The organism is Cellulomonas sp. B6 (genome assembly GCF_001462455.1).
In the GTDB taxonomy this organism is placed as follows: Bacteria; Actinomycetota; Actinomycetes; order Actinomycetales; family Cellulomonadaceae; genus Cellulomonas.
The window spans coordinates 1-18,087 of sequence record NZ_LNTD01000086.1 but is presented as its reverse complement, the minus strand read 5'-3'; the positions used below and the strand labels follow the sequence as shown (position 1 = coordinate 18,087).

At 74.8% G+C, this 18,087-nt stretch carries 19 protein-coding genes, 2 tRNA genes and 1 riboswitch; of the genes, 12 read left to right on the top strand and 9 right to left on the bottom strand.

What is annotated here, in order from left to right; translation table 11 throughout:
- Positions 1-112 precede the first annotated feature (112 nt).
- Positions 113-2,860 (top strand): pyruvate dehydrogenase (acetyl-transferring), homodimeric type, encoded by a 2,748-nt coding sequence (aceE, locus tag ATM99_RS07830; RefSeq protein WP_062102352.1) that lies wholly within the window; start codon positions 113-115, stop codon positions 2,858-2,860.
- A 90-nt stretch (positions 2,861-2,950) separates the two neighbouring features.
- On the opposite strand, the gene ATM99_RS07825 is transcribed toward aceE, so the two are convergent.
- Complete coding sequence (locus ATM99_RS07825) at positions 2,951-3,637, bottom strand: hypothetical protein (protein WP_062102351.1); 687 nt, start codon at positions 3,635-3,637, stop codon at positions 2,951-2,953.
- A gap of 115 nt (positions 3,638-3,752) precedes the next feature.
- Between ATM99_RS07825 and ATM99_RS07820 the strand changes: the two genes are divergently transcribed.
- The 5 genes from ATM99_RS07820 (at position 3,753) to ATM99_RS07800 (ending at position 8,796) form a co-directional block, all read left to right on the top strand.
- Entirely contained in the window at positions 3,753-5,015 is a 1,263-nt protein-coding gene (locus ATM99_RS07820; protein ID WP_062102444.1) for a CdaR family transcriptional regulator, read from the top strand.
- A gap of 148 nt (positions 5,016-5,163) precedes the next feature.
- Entirely contained in the window at positions 5,164-6,135 is a 972-nt protein-coding gene (locus tag ATM99_RS07815) for an ACP S-malonyltransferase (protein ID WP_062102350.1), read from the top strand.
- The gene (locus tag ATM99_RS07810) at positions 6,132-7,136 is read left to right on the top strand and encodes a beta-ketoacyl-ACP synthase III (protein WP_062102349.1); all 1,005 of its coding nucleotides are present in this window, start codon (positions 6,132-6,134) and stop codon (positions 7,134-7,136) included. Before ATM99_RS07815 ends, ATM99_RS07810 begins: the two co-directional genes overlap by 4 nt.
- An 81-nt stretch (positions 7,137-7,217) precedes the next feature.
- On the top strand, positions 7,218-7,466 hold the full coding sequence (locus ATM99_RS07805) for an acyl carrier protein (protein ID WP_046528618.1): 249 nt from the start codon (positions 7,218-7,220) through the stop codon (positions 7,464-7,466).
- Between the two features lie 85 nt (positions 7,467-7,551).
- Positions 7,552-8,796, top strand: a complete 1,245-nt coding sequence (locus ATM99_RS07800; protein WP_062102348.1) for a beta-ketoacyl synthase — start codon at positions 7,552-7,554, stop codon at positions 8,794-8,796.
- On the opposite strand, the gene ATM99_RS07795 is transcribed toward ATM99_RS07800, so the two are convergent.
- The 7 genes from ATM99_RS07795 to ATM99_RS07765 form a co-directional block, all read right to left on the bottom strand.
- Entirely contained in the window at positions 8,763-10,343 is a 1,581-nt protein-coding gene (locus ATM99_RS07795; protein WP_062102347.1) for an FAD-dependent oxidoreductase, read from the bottom strand. The genes ATM99_RS07800 and ATM99_RS07795 overlap by 34 nt on opposite strands.
- Positions 10,340-11,197, bottom strand: a complete 858-nt coding sequence (locus ATM99_RS07790) for an FAD:protein FMN transferase (RefSeq protein WP_062102346.1) — start codon at positions 11,195-11,197, stop codon at positions 10,340-10,342. The genes ATM99_RS07795 and ATM99_RS07790 overlap by 4 nt, the downstream gene beginning before the upstream one ends.
- On the bottom strand, positions 11,184-11,666 hold the full coding sequence (locus ATM99_RS07785) for an FMN-binding protein (protein ID WP_062102345.1): 483 nt from the start codon (positions 11,664-11,666) through the stop codon (positions 11,184-11,186). The genes ATM99_RS07790 and ATM99_RS07785 overlap by 14 nt, the downstream gene beginning before the upstream one ends.
- A gap of 124 nt (positions 11,667-11,790) precedes the next feature.
- Positions 11,791-12,291 (bottom strand): DUF3145 domain-containing protein, encoded by a 501-nt coding sequence (locus tag ATM99_RS07780; protein WP_062102344.1) that lies wholly within the window; start codon positions 12,289-12,291, stop codon positions 11,791-11,793.
- A 158-nt stretch (positions 12,292-12,449) separates the two neighbouring features.
- The gene (gene def, locus ATM99_RS07775) at positions 12,450-12,938 is read right to left on the bottom strand and encodes a peptide deformylase (protein WP_062102343.1); all 489 of its coding nucleotides are present in this window, start codon (positions 12,936-12,938) and stop codon (positions 12,450-12,452) included.
- Between the two features lie 155 nt (positions 12,939-13,093).
- A complete protein-coding gene (locus ATM99_RS07770; RefSeq protein WP_062102342.1) occupies positions 13,094-13,318 on the bottom strand; it encodes a BldC family transcriptional regulator in 225 nt (74 codons plus the stop codon).
- Between the two features lie 19 nt (positions 13,319-13,337).
- Positions 13,338-13,412: riboswitch (cyclic di-GMP riboswitch) on the bottom strand.
- A gap of 81 nt (positions 13,413-13,493) precedes the next feature.
- Positions 13,494-14,276, bottom strand: coding sequence for a DUF1206 domain-containing protein (locus tag ATM99_RS07765; protein ID WP_062102341.1), 783 nt, complete (start codon positions 14,274-14,276; stop codon positions 13,494-13,496).
- Positions 14,277-14,417: 141 nt separating this feature from the next.
- Here ATM99_RS07765 and ATM99_RS07760 point away from each other — a divergent pair.
- From ATM99_RS07760 to ATM99_RS07740, 5 genes are all read left to right on the top strand, one after another.
- A tRNA-Ile gene (locus ATM99_RS07760) sits at positions 14,418-14,491 on the top strand.
- Between the two features lie 63 nt (positions 14,492-14,554).
- A complete protein-coding gene (locus tag ATM99_RS07755) occupies positions 14,555-15,271 on the top strand; it encodes a phosphatase PAP2 family protein (RefSeq protein ID WP_062102340.1) in 717 nt (238 codons plus the stop codon).
- A complete protein-coding gene (locus tag ATM99_RS07750; protein WP_062102339.1) occupies positions 15,268-16,011 on the top strand; it encodes a phosphatase PAP2 family protein in 744 nt (247 codons plus the stop codon). The genes ATM99_RS07755 and ATM99_RS07750 overlap by 4 nt, the downstream gene beginning before the upstream one ends.
- A 38-nt stretch (positions 16,012-16,049) precedes the next feature.
- Positions 16,050-16,562 (top strand): hypothetical protein, encoded by a 513-nt coding sequence (locus tag ATM99_RS07745; RefSeq protein ID WP_062102443.1) that lies wholly within the window; start codon positions 16,050-16,052, stop codon positions 16,560-16,562.
- An 89-nt stretch (positions 16,563-16,651) separates the two neighbouring features.
- Positions 16,652-16,724 (top strand) — tRNA-Asn (locus ATM99_RS07740).
- A gap of 24 nt (positions 16,725-16,748) precedes the next feature.
- Here ATM99_RS07740 and ATM99_RS07735 read toward each other — a convergent pair.
- Entirely contained in the window at positions 16,749-17,318 is a 570-nt protein-coding gene (locus ATM99_RS07735) for a metallophosphoesterase (protein WP_223304882.1), read from the bottom strand.
- A gap of 161 nt (positions 17,319-17,479) precedes the next feature.
- On the opposite strand from ATM99_RS07735, the gene ATM99_RS07730 reads away from it, so the two are divergent.
- Positions 17,480-17,902 carry a phage holin family protein gene (locus ATM99_RS07730; RefSeq protein WP_062102338.1) on the top strand — a complete coding sequence of 141 codons (423 nt, stop codon included), beginning with the start codon at positions 17,480-17,482 and terminating at the stop codon, positions 17,900-17,902.
- Positions 17,903-18,087: the final 185 nt, after the last annotated feature.

The following is an 18,087-nucleotide window of genomic DNA, read 5'->3' as shown; positions in this document are numbered from 1 at the left end:
GTCCGACCACCCGCCAGGCCCTGCCGACACGTGCAGGACGTCGGGTGCCGACACGGAGCGTGCCGAGGCGCCGACAGGCGCCGGGGCGCGCACGAGACGCGAAGGAGCACCGGTGGCTTCCATCGACGAGACGGGCCCCCTGATCGGTGGCCTGCTCAGCCAGGTCCCGGACATCGACCCGGAAGAGACCGGTGAGTGGCTCGAGTCCCTCGACGGCCTGATCGGGGACAAGGGCGGCCCGCGTGCGCGCTACGTCCTCATGAGCCTGCTGCGGCACGCCCGCGAGCGCAACGTCGCGATCCCGGCGTCGCTGAACACCCCGTACGTCAACACCATCGCGGTCCACAACGAGCCGTACTTCCCCGGCGACGAGGTCATCGAGCGCCGCTACCGCTCGTGGATCCGCTGGAACGCGGCCGTCATGGTGACGCGCGCGCAGCGGCCCGGCGTCTCGGTCGGCGGCCACATCTCGTCCTACGCGTCCGTCGCGACGCTCACCGAGGTCGGCCTCAACCACTTCTTCCGCGGCAAGGACCACCCGGGCGGCGGCGACCAGGTCTACTTCCAGGGCCACGCCTCCCCCGGCGTCTACGCGCGCGGCCTGCTCGAGGGTCGCCTGAGCGAGCACCAGCTCGACGGGTTCCGCCAGGAGCTGTCGCACCCCGGCGGCGGCCTGCCGTCCTACCCGCACCCGCGTCTCGCGCCCGAGCTGTGGGAGTTCCCCACGGTGTCGATGGGCCTGGGCCCGTCGTCGGCGATCTACCAGGCGTGGACCAACCGCTACCTGCACAACCGCGGGATCAAGGACACCAGCCAGCAGGACGTCTGGGCGTTCCTCGGCGACGGCGAGATGGACGAGCCCGAGTCGCGCGGCATGCTCCAGCACGCCGCCCAGCAGGGCCTCGACAACCTCACGTTCGTCGTGAACTGCAACCTGCAGCGCCTCGACGGCCCGGTGCGCGGGAACGGCAAGATCATCCAGGAGCTCGAGGCGCAGTTCCGCGGCGCCGGCTGGAACGTCATCAAGGTCATCTGGGGCCGCGAGTGGGACACCCTGCTCAACGCCGACAAGGACCGCGCGCTCGTGCACCTGATGAACACGACGCCCGACGGCGACTTCCAGACGTTCCGCGCCGAGGACGGCGCGTTCATCCGCGAGCACTTCTTCGGGCGCGACCCGCGCACCAAGCAGCTCGTCGAGAAGATGACGGACGACGAGATCTGGGCGCTCAAGCGCGGCGGCCACGACTACCGCAAGCTCTACGCGGCCTACAAGGCGGCGCGGGAGCACACGGGCCAGCCGACCGTCATCCTCGCGCACACCATCAAGGGCTACGGCCTGGGCTCGGGCTTCGCCGGACGCAACGCGACGCACCAGATGAAGAAGCTCAAGATCGACGAGCTCAAGACGCTGCGCGACTCGCTGCACATCCCGATCACGGACGAGCAGCTCGAGGCGAACCCGTACCTGCCCCCGTACTACCACCCGGGGCCGGAGGACGAGGCGATCCAGTACATGCTCGACCGTCGCCGTCAGCTCGGCGGTTTCGTGCCCGAGCGCCGCAGCACGCACACCAAGCTCACGCTGCCGGGCGACAAGGTGTACGAGACGCTCGCCAAGGGCTCGGGCACGCAGGAGGTCGCCTCGACGATGGCGCTCGTGCGCCTGTTCAAGGACCTCGTGAAGGACAAGGAGTTCGGCCACCGCCTGGTGCCGATCATCCCCGACGAGGCCCGCACGTTCGGCCTGGACGCGATCTTCCCGAGCGCGAAGATCTTCAACACCAACGGCCAGAACTACATGGCCGTGGACCGCGAGCTCATGCTGAGCTACAAGGAGTCCGAGGCCGGGCAGATCATGCACACCGGCATCAACGAGGCCGGGTCGGCGTCCGCGTTCCAGGCCGTCGGCACGTCGTACGCCACGCACGGCGAGCCGCTCATCCCGTTCTACTTCTACTACTCGATGTTCGGGTTCCAGCGCACGGGCGACCAGTTCTGGGCCGCGGGCGACCAGATGGCGCGCGGGTTCCTCATCGGCGCGACCGCCGGCCGCACGACGCTGACGGGTGAGGGCCTGCAGCACGCCGACGGCCACTCGCCGCTGCTCGCGGGGACCATGTCGCACGTCGTGCACTACGACCCGGCCTACGGGTACGAGATCCGGCACATCGTGCGCGACGGCATCGAGCGGATGTACGGCGAGAACGCCGACGGCCGCGACCAGGACGTCATCTACTACCTGACGGTCTACAACGAGCCGATGGTGCAGCCCGCGGAGCCCGAGGGCGTCGACGTCGAGGGCATCCTCAAGGGCATCCACCTGGTGTCCGGTGCCGAGGGCGACGGGCCGCGCGCCCAGATCCTCGCGTCGGGCGTGGCCGTGCCGTGGGCGCTCGAGGCGCAGCAGCTGCTCGCCGAGGACTGGGGCGTGCGCGCCGCGGTCTGGTCCGTGACGAGCTGGAACGAGCTGCGTCGCGAGGCGCTGGCCGCCGAGCAGCACGCGTTCCTGCACCCGGGCGAGGAGGTCCGCACGCCGTACCTCACCGCCAAGCTGCAGGGCGCCGAGGGTCCGTTCGTCGCGACGACGGACTACGACCACCTGGTCGCCGACCAGGTCCGCGCGTGGGTCCCGGGGCGCTACGCGACGCTCGGCGCCGACGGGTTCGGGTTCTCCGACACCCGCGCCGCGGCTCGTCGTCACTTCAAGATCGACGGCCCGTCGACCGTCGTGCGTGTGCTGCAGCAGCTCGTGCTCGAGGGCAAGGTCGACCCGTCGCTCCCGGCGCAGGCGATCGAGCGCTACCGCCTGCACGACGTCACGGCCGGCACGTCCGGCAACACCGGTGGCGACTCCTGAGCCGCTGACCCGCTGAACGCACGAGACCCCCGGCCGGATCGGCCGGGGGTCTCGTCGTTCGTACCGCGCCCGCGCCGGGCGCGGTGCTCGTCAGGTGCCGGTGATCGACTGCTCGGCGTGCGCGACGTCGCGGGTCAGCTCGTCCTTGAGCGCGGCCACCGCCGCGGCGTCCGGGTACAGGTCGAGCGACGCGAGGTGCTGCTTGGCCTCGAGCGGACGGTCCGCCTGGATCGCGGCCCGCACGAGCTGGCGCGCGACCTCGGGGTCGTGCTCGCGCGGACGCCAGTGGCCCACGCCCAGGTTGAGCGCCTCGACGGGCTGCCCCGCCTCGGAGAGGAGCGCCAGGGACTGCGCGAGCGCGGCGCCCGAGGGGTCACGCTCCGCGGCGGTCGTCAGCCGGCGGATCGTGCCCTCGTGGTCGTCACGGACCGACAGGCGCGCGAGCTCGACGAGCGGGTACCAGGCGCGCGGGTTGCCCGCGAGCTCCTCGCCCAGCGCCCACACCGCGAGCTCGGCGGCGTGCTGCCGCTCGTGCTCGACGTTGGGCGCGGTCAGCGGGTCTTCCTCCGGGACGGACTCGGCGGCGCGGCGGCGGACGATCTCCGCGAGGGCCTGGAAGGCCCGTTCGTTGTTGGGGTCGTCGCTCAACATCGAGCGCAGCGCGTCCTCGTGGAGGGTGTCCCCCCGGCGCGAGGCCGTCGTCGGACGGCGCGCCCCGACCCGGGAGGCCGAGGAGGGTCGCCGCATGAGCTGGCGCAGGCGGGGCAGGAGAGCCATGCGGTGACACTATCCGTTCTGCCCCGTCCGCACCCGTTCGCGCCGCGATCACGACGCGACCGGCCGCGCCGCGGCTTTGTCGACTTCCCACAACGCGCGACCTATGCTCGCGCTCATGGCGACGTCTCCCAGGCCGCCGGCGGCGCGTGCGCCCCGCCGGCGCGGCACCACCCCCGCGACCGGGGCGACGGGTCCGGGCACGACGGCCGCCGGCGACGCCGCTGCCGACCAGAGCGAGACGCACCGCCGCGTGCGCGAGGGCGCCGGCCTGCTGTCGGCGGCTGCGATGCGCCGGCTCGACGCCGACCTGGAGTGGTACCGCGCGCTGCCCGCCGAGGACCGCTCGTGGGTCAACCTGGTCGCGCAGTCCGCGATCACGGCGTTCACGTCCTGGTACGCCGACCCGACGCGGCCGCCGCACGGCGTCGGCGAGATCTTCGCGGCCGCCCCGCCCGAGCTGACGCGCTCGATCTCGCTGCAGCACACCCTGCAGCTCGTGCGCATCGTCGTCGACGTCGTGGAGGCCCACTCCGACCGGCTGGCCGCGCCCGGCGCCGAGCGCGAGCTGCGCGAGGCCGTGGTCCGGTACTCCCGCGAGGTCGCGTTCTCGGCGGCCGAGGTCTACGCGCGCGCCGCCGAGGTGCGCGGCGCGTGGGACGCGCGGCTCGAGGCGCTCGTCGTCGACGCGCTCGTGCGCGGCGACGGCGACGACTCGCTGCGCTCGCGCGTCTCGGCCCTGGGCTGGGGCGGACGCGGCTCGACGCTCGTCGTCGTCGGCACGGCCGCCGCGCACATGGACGAGGTCCGCTCGGCCGACCTGCGACGCGCGACGCGCCGCTCGGCCGACGACGCGCTCGTCGGGATCATGGGCGACCGGCTCGTGGTGTTCCTCGGCGGCGAGGGGGACCTGCGCGCCGCCGCGATGTCGCTGCTCCCCCGGTTCGGCCCCGGGCCGGTGGTGATCGGCCCGCTCGCTCCCGGTCTCGCGGAGGCGACGCGCTCGGCGCGCGCCGCGCTGGCCGGGCTGGCCGCGGCACCGGGGTGGGAGCAGGCGCCGCGTCCGGTGCTGGCCGACGACCTGCTGCCCGAGCGTGTGCTCGTGGGCGACGAGGACGCCCGTCGCGCGCTCGTCGAGCGTGCGTACGCGCCGCTCGCCGCGAGCCAGGGGTCGCTGCTCGAGACCCTCTCGGCGTACCTCGGTGCCGGACGGTCGCTCGAGGCCGCCGCGCGCACGCTGTACGTCCACCCCAACACGGTGCGCTACCGGCTCAAGCGCGTCGCTGACGTCACCGGGTGGGACCCGCTGGACGCGCGGGAGTCGTACGTGCTGCAGACGGCTCTCGCCGTCGGGCGGCTCGACGCCGCCGCGACCGCCTGACCCGCACGACCTGGCCAGCCCCGGCGGCCCCGGCAGGCCGCTGACGACGTGGGCGCCACCGGCTTTGTACAGGTCCGACAAGGCTGGGTCGCGAGGTTGGTACGAGCCGTGACCGGGCGACGGGCCCGCCGGGCGGCACAGTGGTCGGGTGCTCGTCGTCGCCTGCCCCGGCCAGGGTGCCCAGTCCCCCGGCATGCTCGTCCCGTGGACCGAGGTCGACGGCTTCGCCGACGCGCTGACGCGCGCGAGCGACGTCGTCGGCGTCGACCTGCTCGCCCACGGCACCGTCTCGGACGCCGAGACGATCCGTGACACCGCGGTCGCGCAGCCGCTGCTCGTCGCGACCGCGCTCGCGAGCCTGCGCGCGGTGCTCGGCGCGGACGTCACGGCCGACCTCGCGCAGCTCGCACCGGCGTCGTTCGACGTCGCCGCGGGCCACTCGGTCGGCGAGCTCGCGGCCGCCGCGGCCGCGGGCGTGCTGACCGACGACGACGCGTTGCGGCTCGTGGCCGTCCGCGGCGCCGCGATGGCCCGCGCGGCCGCCGCGACGCCCACGGGCATGAGCGCCGTGCTGGGCGGCGACCCGGACGAGGTCCTGGCCCGGCTCGAGGCGCTCGACCTGGTGCCCGCCAACGTCAACGGCGGCGGCCAGGTCGTCGCGGCCGGGGCGCTCGACGCGCTCGCCGCGCTCGCCGCCGACGCCCCCGCGCGCACCCGCGTCGTGCCGCTGCAGGTAGCCGGCGCGTTCCACACCCGATACATGGCGCCGGCGGTCGACGAGCTGGCGGCGGCCGCCGCCACGGTCGTGCCGCGCGAGCCCGTCGTCACGCTGCTCGGCAACGCCGACGGCGCGGCGGTCGCGAGCGGAGCGGACGCGCTGACGCGCATCGTCGGCCAGGTCGCGCGCCCCGTGCGCTGGGACCTGTGCCAGACCACGCTCCTCGAGCTCGGCGTCACCGCGCTCCTCGAGGTCGCGCCCGGCGGTGTCCTCACCGGACTCGCGCGGCGTACGCTGCCCGGCGTCGAGACGCTCGCGCTGAAGTCCCCCGCCGACCTCGACGCCGCGCGCGACCTCGTGCGTCGGCACGCCGGCACCACCGCACAGGAGAGCCAGTCGTGACCCGTCCGACCCTCACGCAGTCCACCGGCCCCGCGCACACGCGCATCCTCGGACTGGGCGGTGTGCGCGGCGAGCGCGTCGTGCCCAACGACGAGCTCGTGGGCCCCATCGACTCGTCCGACGAGTGGATCCGCCAGCGCACCGGCATCGTCACGCGCCGCCGCGCCGAGGCGGGCACCGACGTGCTCGACCTCGCCGAGGGCGCCGCGCGCGCCGCGCTCGAGAACGCCGGGCTCACGGGTGCCGACATCGACGCCGTGATCCTGTCGACCGTCACCTACTTCCACCAGACGCCCGCCGGTGCCGCGATCGTCGCGGACCGCATCGGCGCGACGCCCGCCGCGGCCTACGACATCTCGGCCGCGTGCGCGGGCTACTGCTACGGCATCGGCCAGGCCGACGCGCTCGTGCGCGCCGGCACGGCACGCAACGTGCTGGTGATCGGTGCCGAGAAGATGAGCGAGTTCGTCGACCCGACGGACCGGTCGATCTCGTTCCTGCTCGGCGACGGGGCCGGAGCCGTGATCGTCGGCGCGTCCGACACGCCCGGCATCGGCCCGACGATCTGGGGCTCGGACGGCGGGCAGGCGCAGGCCATCCGCCAGACGCACTCGTGGCTCGCGACGCGCGACGAGGGCGCTGGCTGGCCGACCCTGCGCCAGGAGGGCCAGTCGGTCTTCAAGTGGGCGGTGTGGCAGATGGCGCCCGTCGCGCAGAAGGCCATGGACGCCGCCGGGGTCGCCCCCGAGGACATCGAGGCGTTCATCCCGCACCAGGCGAACATGCGGATCATCGACCAGATGATCAAGCAGCTCAAGCTGCCCGAGTCGGTCGTCGTGGGCCGTGACATCGCCGACACCGGCAACACCTCGGCCGCGTCGATCCCGCTCGCGGCCGAGCGCCTGCTGCGCGAGGGCCAGGTGCCCTCGGGCGCGCTGGCGCTGCAGATCGGCTTCGGCGCGGGCCTCGTCTACGCCGCGCAGGTCGTCGTCCTGCCCTGACCCGTGACCCGGGCGGTCGGCGCACCGTGCGCCTGTACCGTTCAGCACGTCCCTGCACCACCTGACACGAGGAGACCCCCGATGGCGCACAGCGAGCAGGAGATCCTGGCCGGCCTGGCCGAGATCGTCAGCGAGGAGACCGGTCTGCCGACCGACGCCGTCCTGCCCGAGAAGTCCTTCACCGACGACCTCGACATCGACTCGCTGTCGATGATGACGATCGTCACGCTGGCGGAGGAGAAGTTCGAGGTCCGGATCCCCGACGACGAGGTCAAGAACCTCGCGACCGTCGGCGACGCCGTGAGCTTCATCGCGGGCGCCCAGGCCTGAGCCTGCGCGCCGCACCCGCGGCCACGGGCGGTGCGCCGGCACCCCTGCCGTGCGCACCGCCCGACCCACCCGAGGAGAAACCCCCATGAGCACCGTCCCCGAGGTCGTCGTCACCGGCCTGGGCGCCACCACGCCGCTCGGCGGTGACGTCCCCAGCACGTGGCGCGCCGCGCTCGCCGGCGAGTCCGGCGCCCGCCCGTTCGAGAACGACTGGGCCGAGCGCTACGAGATCGGCGTGTCCTTCGGCGCGACGATCAAGGTCACGCCCGACCAGGTGCTCACGCGCCCCGAGATCAAGCGCATGGACCCGTCCGCGCAGTACGCGCTGATCGCGACGCGCGAGGCGTGGGCCGACGCGGGCGCCCCCGAGGTCGACGGCGAGCGCCTGGGCGCGGTCGTGTCGTCGGGCATCGGCGGCATCTGGACGACGCTCGACGCGTGGGACACGCTGCGCGAGAAGGGCGGCCGTCGCGTGCTGCCCATGACCGTGCCGATGCTGATGCCGAACTCCCCCGTCGCGTACGTGTCGCTCGAGCTCGGCGCGCGTGCCGGTGCGCACGCGCTCGTCTCGGCGTGCGCGTCCGGCGCCGAGGCGATCGGCTACGGCGTCGAGATGATCCGCTCGGGTCGCGCCGACGTCGTCGTCGCCGGCGGCACCGAGGCCACCATCCACCCCATGCCGATCGCGGCGTTCGCGGCCTCGCGCACGCTGTCGCTGCGCAACGACGACCCGACGGGCGCCTCGCGGCCGTACGACGTCGACCGTGACGGCTTCGTCATCGGTGAGGGCGCGGGCGTCGTCGTGCTCGAGTCCGCCGCGCACGCGGCGGCCCGCGGTGCGCGCGTGTACGCGCGCATCGGCGGCGTCGGCCTGTCGGCCGACGGCTACCACATCACGTCCCCCGAGCCCTCGGGCGACGGGCAGGTCCGTGCGATGCGCGCCGCGCTCGCCGACTCGGGCGTCGCCGCGACCGACGTCGTGCACGTCAACGCGCACGCGACGTCGACGGTCGTCGGCGACCTCATCGAGGCGCGCTCGATCCGCGGCGTGCTGGGCGACGACGCGGACCACGTCGCGCTGTCCGCGACCAAGTCGATGACCGGCCACCTGCTGGGCGGCGCGGGTGCGCTCGAGACGATCTTCACGGTGCTCGCGGTGCACGAGCGGCAGGCGCCGCCGACGATCAACGTCGAGAACCCCGACCCCGAGCTCGTGCTCGACCTCGTGCGCGGCACGCCGCGCGCGCTGCCCGAGGGCCAGATCGCCGCGGTGAACAACTCGTTCGGGTTCGGCGGTCACAACGTCGCGCTCGTGGTCACCTCCGCCTGACGCCGCCCGCCCGCCCCGTCCGTGCCTGCGCGCGGGCGGGGCGCGCCGTACCCGACGAACGCGTCGCGGCGGACGCGGCGCACGCCGCACGTGCGCAGCACCTGCGACGCGCGCGCGACCCAGGACGGCGACCCCGACGCGTACGCGCGCCGACGGGACAGGTCCGGCACGGCCTCGGCCAGCACGCGCGGCGTCAGGTCGGGTCCGACGTGGTGCCAGCGCGCGGGCAGCGGCCAGTCGGGCCGCGGCCCCACGAGGAAGGTGCGCGTCCCCGTCGCGGTGAGCCGCTCGACGTACGGCGGTGGGCTCGCGGCACCGTGCCGCAGCACGAGGACCGCGTCCCGGCCCTCGTGCGCGGCCTGCTCGGCCATCGCCACGAACGGCGTCACGCCGATTCCTCCCGCGAGCAGCAGCACCGGCGCGCCCGGCGCACGCGGCAGCCGGACGTCACCGCCCACGGCCGCGACGTCGACGACCGCGCCCGGCGGCAGCGCGGTGAGCGTGCGCTTGAACGAGCTGGGAGCGGCGCCGAGCCGGTAGGCGAACGCGACGGTGCCGTCGTCGCCGGGGATCACCGAGAACGTGCGCCGGACCCCGCGCGCGTCGGGCACGTGCGGCACGTGCAGCTCGACCCACTGGCCGGGCACGACGCGCAGCGGGCGCGACGGCGCGAACGTCACCTCGTGGACGTCGGGGGCGATCGCACGGCTCGCGACGACCGCGAGACGCACGCCGCCGCGCCGGCCGACCGCGAACGCGAGCGCGTTGCCCACGAGCAGCGCCACCTCGGGCGAGGCGGCGACCACGCCCAGGCGCCAGGGCAGCACCGTCAGCAGTGCGACGACGACGGCCTCGACACCCTGCTGCCAGCGTCGCGCCGGGAGCGTGAGCGGCTCGGTGAGCATGACGGCGCCCGCGAACAGCAGCGGGTAGGAGCCCAGCGCGGTGAGCAGCGCCGCACCGGGTGCGGCGCCGTCGGCGACCAGCCCGGGCACGACCACCGCGAGACCCGTGCCGAGGTAGGCGACCACCGGCACGAGGTGCCGCGTCCGCAGCACGACCGCGAGCCCGACGACGGCGACGACGGGCAGCAGCGCGGGCGTCGCGACCCACCACGCAGCGCCGGCGACGCCGAGCAGCGGCCACGCGACGAGACCCGCACCGAGCGCACCGGCCGCCGCGGGGTTGAGCACGTGCCGGCCGTGCCAGGTCAGCACGTACTTCGACGCGCCGGCGAGGACCCCCGCCCCCGCGAGCGTCACGAGCGCGGCCGGCTCGAGCGACGGCCACAGCAGCAGCGCGAGGATCAGGCCGCTGACGACCGAGGACTCGACGTGCACGCGTCGGCCCACGACCCTGCCGCCGACCCACGACGCGGCCAGGGTCGCCGCGACCGCCACGAGCGCACCGACCAGCAGCGCGATCGGGTCGACCCCGACGCGCCCGACCGACGCCAGCACGGTGGCCGCCGCGACGAGCGCGACGAGCCCCAGCGAGACGACGCGGTACGTGGTCAGGCGCCCGAGGAGCGCGTCGACGCGCGTCACGAGAACACCTCTCCCGGCAGGTCGAGGGCGAAGCGCGCGCGTCCGTCGGCGTGCACACGGACGTAGGTGTGCTCGACCACGTCCTGCAGCAGGTCCGGGTCGGCGAAGAACAGCGCGGTCGCGAGCCCGTCGGCGTCCATCGCGCGGTCCGCGACGACCCACGTCGCGACGACGTCGCGCGTGGGCGTCCCGGTGCGCGCGTCGACGACGTGGTGCAGGCCGTCGCCCCAGGCACGTCGGTCGACCGCCGACCCGCACAGCGCGCGGTCGCGCACGTCGACCACGCCGAGCACGTGCGTGGGGTCGCCCGGCGCCTGCAGGCCGACGCGCAGCGCGTCGGGCCCGCGGTGCACGAGGTCGCCGCCCGCGTCGACGACGTACTCCCCCACGCCGCAGGCGCGCAGCTCAGCGGCCACGAGGTCGACGAGCTGGCCCTTCCCCGCCGCGCCGACGTCGAGCAGCGCGGGAGCCGCGAGCGTGATCGTCGCCCCGTCGCGCAGCACCGGCGTGCGGGGCGCGGGCAGGGCCGGCCCGGAGGCCCGCAGGTGGTAGCCCGCGTCGTAGCCGAGGCGTTCGAGGCTCGCTCCGACCAGCGGCGTGACCGCGCCGTGCGTGCGCTCATCGAGCACGTCGTACAGGTCGAGGAGCGCACCACCGTGGTCGGGCAGCGTGCACGTGCCCCCGGTGCGGGCCAGCTCGCGGACGACCGAGTCGTCACGGAACCGCGACCAGACCCGGTCGTAGGCGGCGATGGTCGCGTGCACGCGGTCGAGCGTCGCGTCGGGCAGCGGCGTGGCCGTGGTGATCCGCCACGCCGTGCCGATCGCCTCGAACGCGACCTCAGCCCCGTGCATCGGTCGCGATCTGCGCGAGGGCCGCCGCGAAGCCCTGCGACGTCAGGGACGAGCCGGAGACACGGTCGACGTGCACCTCGTCGAGCCGCTTGCCGACGACCTGCTCGGCGACGCCCGACGCGAACCGCTGCTGGTAGGACTGCGACGTCGGGTCCGAGGGCTCGGGCGTGACCTCGACCGCCGTCACGACGTCGTCCGCGAGGGTGACCTTCACCTGGACCTTCTGCTCGCCTCCGGGCGAGCGGTAGTCACCCGTCGCGCTGTACGTGCCGTCACGGTAGGTCCCCGCGGACGTGCCACCGGCGGAGGCGGTGGGGGTCGACGCCCCGCCGGCGGGCGTGGCGGCCGCGCTCGGGTCGCCGCCGGTGGCCGGGGTGCCGCCGGCCGCGCCGCTGGCGCAGCCGGCGAGAGTGGTGAGCGTGGCCGTCGTGGCGAGGACGACGAACGAACGTCGGTGCGTGGTGCGCATGGTCGCGGCTCCCAGGTCGCGGCTCGCGCCGCGTCGTGCTGACGGGACGCTGCGACCGTAGGAACCGGACCTGGACGTTCACCAGGAACAGGCTGCGGATCTGCCGGGACCGCCCGGCGTGCGGTCAGCCGACGCGGTGCAGCCAGCGCACGGGAGCGCCGGCGCCCGCGTACCGGAACGGCTCGAGCTCGTCGTCCCAGGCCTGACCGAGGGCGAGGTCGAGCTCGGCGCGCAGACGCTCGGGATCCGCGGCGTGCTCCAGGGCCGCGCGGATGCGGTCCTCGGGGACGACGACGTTGCCGTGCACGTCCGTCTGGGCGTGGAAGATGCCGAGCTCGGGCGTGTGGCTCCAGCGCGAGCCGTCGACGCCGACGCTGGCCTCCTCGGTCACCTCGTACCGGAGGTGGGCCCAGCCGCGCAGCGCGGAGGCCAGACGCGCACCGGTCCCGGGGGTGCCCTGCCAGGACAGCTCGGCGCGGTAGAAGCTCGGACCGGCCGGCTGCGCGGTCCAGTCCATGCTGACGCGCACTCCGAGCGCGTTGCCAGCCGCCCACTCGACGTGGGGGCACAGCGCGCGCGGCGCGGAGTGCACGAAAAGGACACCGCGGGTGACGGCACCGGCCATGTTGTCCTCCCAGTGGGCTCGAGGGTCGCCTTCCCCAACGACCTCGTACCCCGGCAGGAAGATCCTCCGGCACAGCACCACGCACGCGGCGTGCAGGCACAGGATGCCTCAGATGACCGCGCAGGTCCAGCGGACGCGCAGGCCGGACCGGCGCACGGTCAGAGCTGCTCGCGGATCGCGCGCATCGCCTTCTTGCGCACCGACCGCTCGAGCCGGTCCAGGTAGAGCATGCCGTCGAGGTGGTCGACCTCGTGCTGGAGGCAACGGGCCATGAGCTCGACCCCCTCGACCACGACCTCCTTGCCGTCGAGGTCGGTGCCCACCACGCGGGCGTACCACGCGCGGTGCGTCGGGTACCACAGCCCGGGGACCGAGAGGCAGCCCTCGTCGCCGTCCTGGTACTCGTCCTCGGACATCTCGACGATCACGGGGTTCAGCACGTAGCCGATCTCGTCGTCGATGTTCCACGAGAAGGCGCGCAGGCTGACGCCGATCTGGTTGGCCGCGAGCCCGGCGCGACCGTCCTGGTCGACCGTCTCGAGGAGGTCCTCGACGAGCGAGCGCACGCGGTCGTCGATCGTGGTGACGGGGTCGCACGGGGTGCGCAGGACGGGGTCGCCGACGGTGCGGATCTCACGCAGGGCCATGACCTGATCCTTTCACGTCGCGGGGGTGCGCCGAACCGCCGTCGCGGGGTTCGACGGTCGGCGGAGCGGACCCCCGACGCAGCACGACGCCGGTGGTGACCAGGTCACCACCGGCGTCGGCGTCTCTCGATGCGTCGTCCCGGACGACGCGGGCGTCACTCCCCGACGCGCTGCTGCGGAACACCCGTCAGGAGCTGGCGCACCTCGGCCTCGTGGAAGCGGCGGTGCCCGCCCAGCGTGCGGACGGCGGAGAGCTTGCCGGCCTGGGCCCAGCGCGTCACCGTCTTGGGGTCGACGCGGAACAGGACCGCGACCTCACCCGGCGTGAGCAGCGCACCCTGCGTGAGGGGGGCGTCGGTGGCAGGCGTCTGAACAGCCATGGGTGGTGCTCCTTCGTCGTTCGGTAGCTCGGCTGACCCCGTGGGCCCCGTGGCTTTGCGTCCCCACCTTGCGGCGGGTTTGCCGTTTGTCGCTGACGAAGGACGACTATGCCCGAAACTGGACAAGCGTGCAAGAACCGGAGGGTCGTCTGATCTGTCCGGAGCGGGTGAAAAGTCACAGCCGGCCGAAGCGAGCCCTGACAGCGCAGTAACCACCGAACGCGACGAGCCCCAGCGCGACCAGGACCAGCAGCACCGGACCGGCCGGCGCCTCGCGCAGCGCCTGCAGCGCACCGTCGAGCCCGGACGCCTCGTCGGGGTTCGCGTGGGCCGCCGCCACGACGAACAGCACCCCGACCACGCCGAGCGCCACACCCTTCGCGGCGTAGCCCACGACCCCCGCGGTGCGCGCCACCCGACCGGTCGTCCCGCTCGGCAGCCGGTGCAGGTCCTCGAGGAACTTCTTCGTCAGCCCCTTGTAGACGTGGTACCCGCCCACGACGACGACGGCGAGACCGACCGCGCCGACGAGCACACGCCCCGCCGGCGCCTGCATCAGCCGACCGGTCATGCTCGTCGTCTGGCCGCTGCTCGAGGAACCGCCGCCCTGCAGCACGGAGAAGGCCGTGCCGGCCAGCGCGAGGTACACGACCGCCTTCGCACCGGACTTCACGCGGTCGGACGTCTCCCCCGCCGCCCCGCTGAGCGCGGCCGCCGCCTGCCACGCGCCCAGCGCGACGAACGCCACGACCGACACCCACAGCACGAGCGCCCCGAAGGACGTCTGCGCGATCTGCTGGAACGCCCCCGACTGGTCGGCGCTGCCCCCTCCCGAGCCGAGCGCGAGCTGCAGCGCCAGCACACCGATCAGCACGTGCACCAGACCGCTCGCGGCGTACCCCGCGCGCGCACCGACCTCCCACGCGTGCTGACCCGACCTCGCCGCGACCGTGGACATGCGACCTCCCTCGCTGCCGCTCCCCCACCCGGTCCGGCCCGCGCCGGACGCCCGCGGCGATGCTCGCAGCGCACGGCCCGCTCCGCGACCGGAACGCCACGAACCGGGCGCGAGCGCTCCCCTCGGTAGGCTGCCGCCCGCGGGCCAGTAGCTCAGTCGGTCAGAGCAGCGGACTCATAATCCGTCGGTCGTGGGTTCAAGCCCCACCTGGCCCACCGGTCACGCGCCCCCGCCCGGTTCCCCGCGCGCGGAACCGGGTGCGCCCCTAGCCTCTCGCCATGCGCGACGCCGGAGGCCCGTCCAGTGCGGCACCGCGCGCGCTGCTGCGCGCGGTGCTGCTCGGCACCGCGGTCGCGCTGCCGGTCGTCGCGCTCGCGGTCGTGGTGCGCGGCGGCTCCAACGACGTCGTGCGGTTCGACGAGTCGACGGTCGTCGCGGCCACCGACCTCACGCGCGCGTCGGCGCCGCTGCGCACCACGCTGGTGCTGTGGCAGGACGTCCTCGCGCCGCGGTGGCTCAACCTCGTCGTCGTGCCGCTCGTGTGCCTGTGGGCGTGGCGTCGTCACGGACTCGGCGCGCGTGCGGCGTGGGCCGGCGCCACGGTCGCCGCCGGGTGGGCGCTGCAGCTCGCCGCCAAGGGCCTCGTGCAGCGCGCGCGGCCCGTGATCGAGGACGCGGTCGCGCACGCGCCGGGGTCGAGCTTCCCGTCCGGCCACGCGGCCGGCACGACGATGGCCGCCCTCGCCCTCACGGTGCTCGCGTGGCCGGCGCTGCGGCGTCGGGGCCGCGTCACCGCCGTCGCGGTCGCGACGCTCGCGATCGTCGGCGCGGCGGCGGACCGCGTGCTGCTGGGCGTGCACTACCCGTCCGACGTCGTCGCCGGGACGCTCCTGGGCGTCGCGGTCGTCGGCGCGTCGTACGTCGGGTTCCGCGGCCGCGGCACCCGCGACCCGGACGCCGCACCGGTGTCCGCCGGCCGCCCGGAGGGCGCATGAGCAGGTTCTGGCACCGCTGGGAGACCGACACCCGCGCACCGTCGGGCCGCGAGTGGCGTCGCGACCTGCTGCGTCGTGCGCTGCTGCCGACGGCCGTGCTGTGGTGCGTCGTGGTCGGCCTCGGACTCGTCATCACCGGGCCGTTGCACGGGCTGCCCGGTGAGGCGGCCGTCAACCGGTGGTTCGTCGACGTGCGCACGCCCGCGCTCGACACCCTCACGACCTGGTTGTCCGCGATCGGCCAGACCGAGCCGCTGATCGGCGCGTGCCTCGTCGGCATCGCGCTGACCTGGTGGCGCACGCGGCAGTGGTGGTACGCGACGGTGCTGGGGCTCGCGGTCGCGCTGCAGGCGGCGGTCTTCCTCAGCGCCGCGGCCGTGGTCGGCCGCGAGCGTCCGGACGTCGAGCACCTCGACCACGCGCCGCCGACGTCGAGCTTCCCCAGCGGGCACACCGGGGCGTCCGCCGCGTTCTACCTGACCCTCGCGCTCGTCGCCCAGCGGATCCGGCGGCCCGCGCTGCGGTGGGCCGTGACCGTGCTGTGCGTCGTCGTGCCGTTCGCGGTGGGGAGCGCGCGCGTGTACCGCGGCATGCACTCGGTCAGCGACGTCACGGTGGGTTTCCTCAACGGCGCGACGTGCGCGGTCATCGCCTGGGGGTACCTGCGCCGCTCGCCGCGGACGCCCGAGGACGTCGCCGGCGCCGAGCCGGGCGGCGCGGTGGCGGCACCGGCCAGGTGATCGCCGGAGCACCGGCGCGCGCGGACTACCGTGGGCACGTGGCCCTGTTCTCCCGAAGCCGTCGCCTGCCCGACCCGCTGCGCCGCTCGCTCGACCTGCGCGCCGACGCGATCCTCGCGTCCGCCCCGCTGGTCGACGGACGCTGGGCGGTGAGCGCGCGACGTGCGCTGCACCTCGTGGGCGAGGAGGGCGCGGTCCGCACGCCGTGGGCGGACGTCGATCGCGGCTCGCTGGACGCCGCGACGAGCACGCTGACGGTGCACTGGGTCAGCGGCGCGCGCACCGAGCTGGCGCTGGACCCCGACGCGGACGCGTGGGACTTCGCGCAGTCGTTCCGCGAGCGGGTGCAGCAGTCGGTCGTGCACGTCGAGCACGTGAGCGTGCCGGGCGCGCGCGGGCCGGTGCGCGTGGCCCTGCGGCGCGACGAGTACGGCGACCTGTTCACGCAGGTCATCGGCGACGGCACGGTCGACCTCGGCGATGCCGCGGTGTCCCGCGCGGTCGCGGCGGCCGAGGCCCACGTGCGCGCCGAGGCCGGCCTGGCACCCTGACGTCCCGCGGCGTGGCGCACGTCGCACCGGCCGCGCCCGCGGGCGTGTCCGGGACACCCCCGCGGGCCTGCTAGGGTTTTCCCGCACGATCCCCCGTAGCTCAATTGGCAGAGCATTCGACTGTTAATCGAAGGGTTACTGGTTCGAGTCCAGTCGGGGGAGCATCCACGAGGCACCTGACCCGCGTCACCGCGGGTCAGGTGCCTTCGTGCTTCCCGCGGCAGCGCGGCGCGCGGGCGCTCGCTGCGGCAGCCGGTGCAGCACGACGTCCTCGACCGCGCCGTCGCGCAGCGTGAACGTCAGGTACGTGCACTCCGGCTGCCGGCGCCGGTCGGTGGGCGACCCGGGGTTGAGCAGGCGCGTCCCGCGCGGCGTCACGGAGTCCCACGGCACGTGGCTGTGCCCGAAGACGAGGAGGTCCAGGTCGCCGAACCGTTCGTCGCAGCGCCGCTCGCGTCCGGTGGCCGCACCCGTCTCGTGGACGACCCCCACGCGGACGCCCGCGACGGTGGCCGTGGCGACCTCCGGGACGCGCGCGACGAGACCGGCCGGGTCGTTGTTGCCGTGGCACGCGAGCAGCCGACGAGCGCGGCGCTCGAACGCGTCGAGCAGGTCCTCGACCACCCAGTCCCCCGCGTGCACCACGAGGTCCGCGTCGTCGACGGCGTGCCACACGGCGGCGGGCAGGTCGCGGGCCCGGGCCGGGACGTGCGTGTCCGCGACGGCCACGACCCGCACCGCGTCGGCGGCCGTCACCGCCGCCCTGCGCGACGCGGGAGCGGGTGGGACCGGACGGGCGGGACGCGGGTGGTCATCCCCCGATGCTCGCGCGGCACGCCCGCCGTCGCACCCGCGCCGTCCCACGGGCGCGGACCCACCCCTCGCCGCGTCGCCTCCGCCAGGGCTGCCGTGACCTCATGGTCCGCCTGCTGCTGCGCGCCGCCGTGTTCCTCGGCTCGGCGGCGATCGGCCTGCTCGCGGCCGCGCTGCTGGTCGACGGCGTGCGCGTGACCGCGTCCGGGTTCGTCGTGACCGTGGTGGTGTTCGCGGTCGCGCAGTCGCTCCTGGCGCCGCTGTCCGTCCGCGCGACCACGCGGTACGCACCCGCGCTGCTCGGAGGCGTGGGCGTGCTCTCGACGTTCGTCGCGCTGCTCCTCGCGCAGCTGCTCACGTCGGGGCTGCGCATCTCGGGGCTCGCCGCGTGGGTCCTCGCGACGCTCGTCGTGTGGGTCGTGACGGCCCTCGCGACGATCGTGCTGCCGCTGCTGCTGCGACGGCAGGACGGGCCCGCGGACGTCCCGCCCACGACGGCCGGACGTCGCCGCGGCCGACGCGCCTGACGCGGCTCCGACCGACCCGCGCCGTTGCCCGGGAGCAGCCGGCCACGGCACGCTCGAACACGGCTCTGACCTGCACCGACACCGGGGCGGTCGACGGGGCTGGACGAACGTCCGTGCAGGCCTCACACTGACGACGTCCGAGCGCCGGACGTCGGGCTTCCGCCCGGTCGGCACGGGTCCTCGTG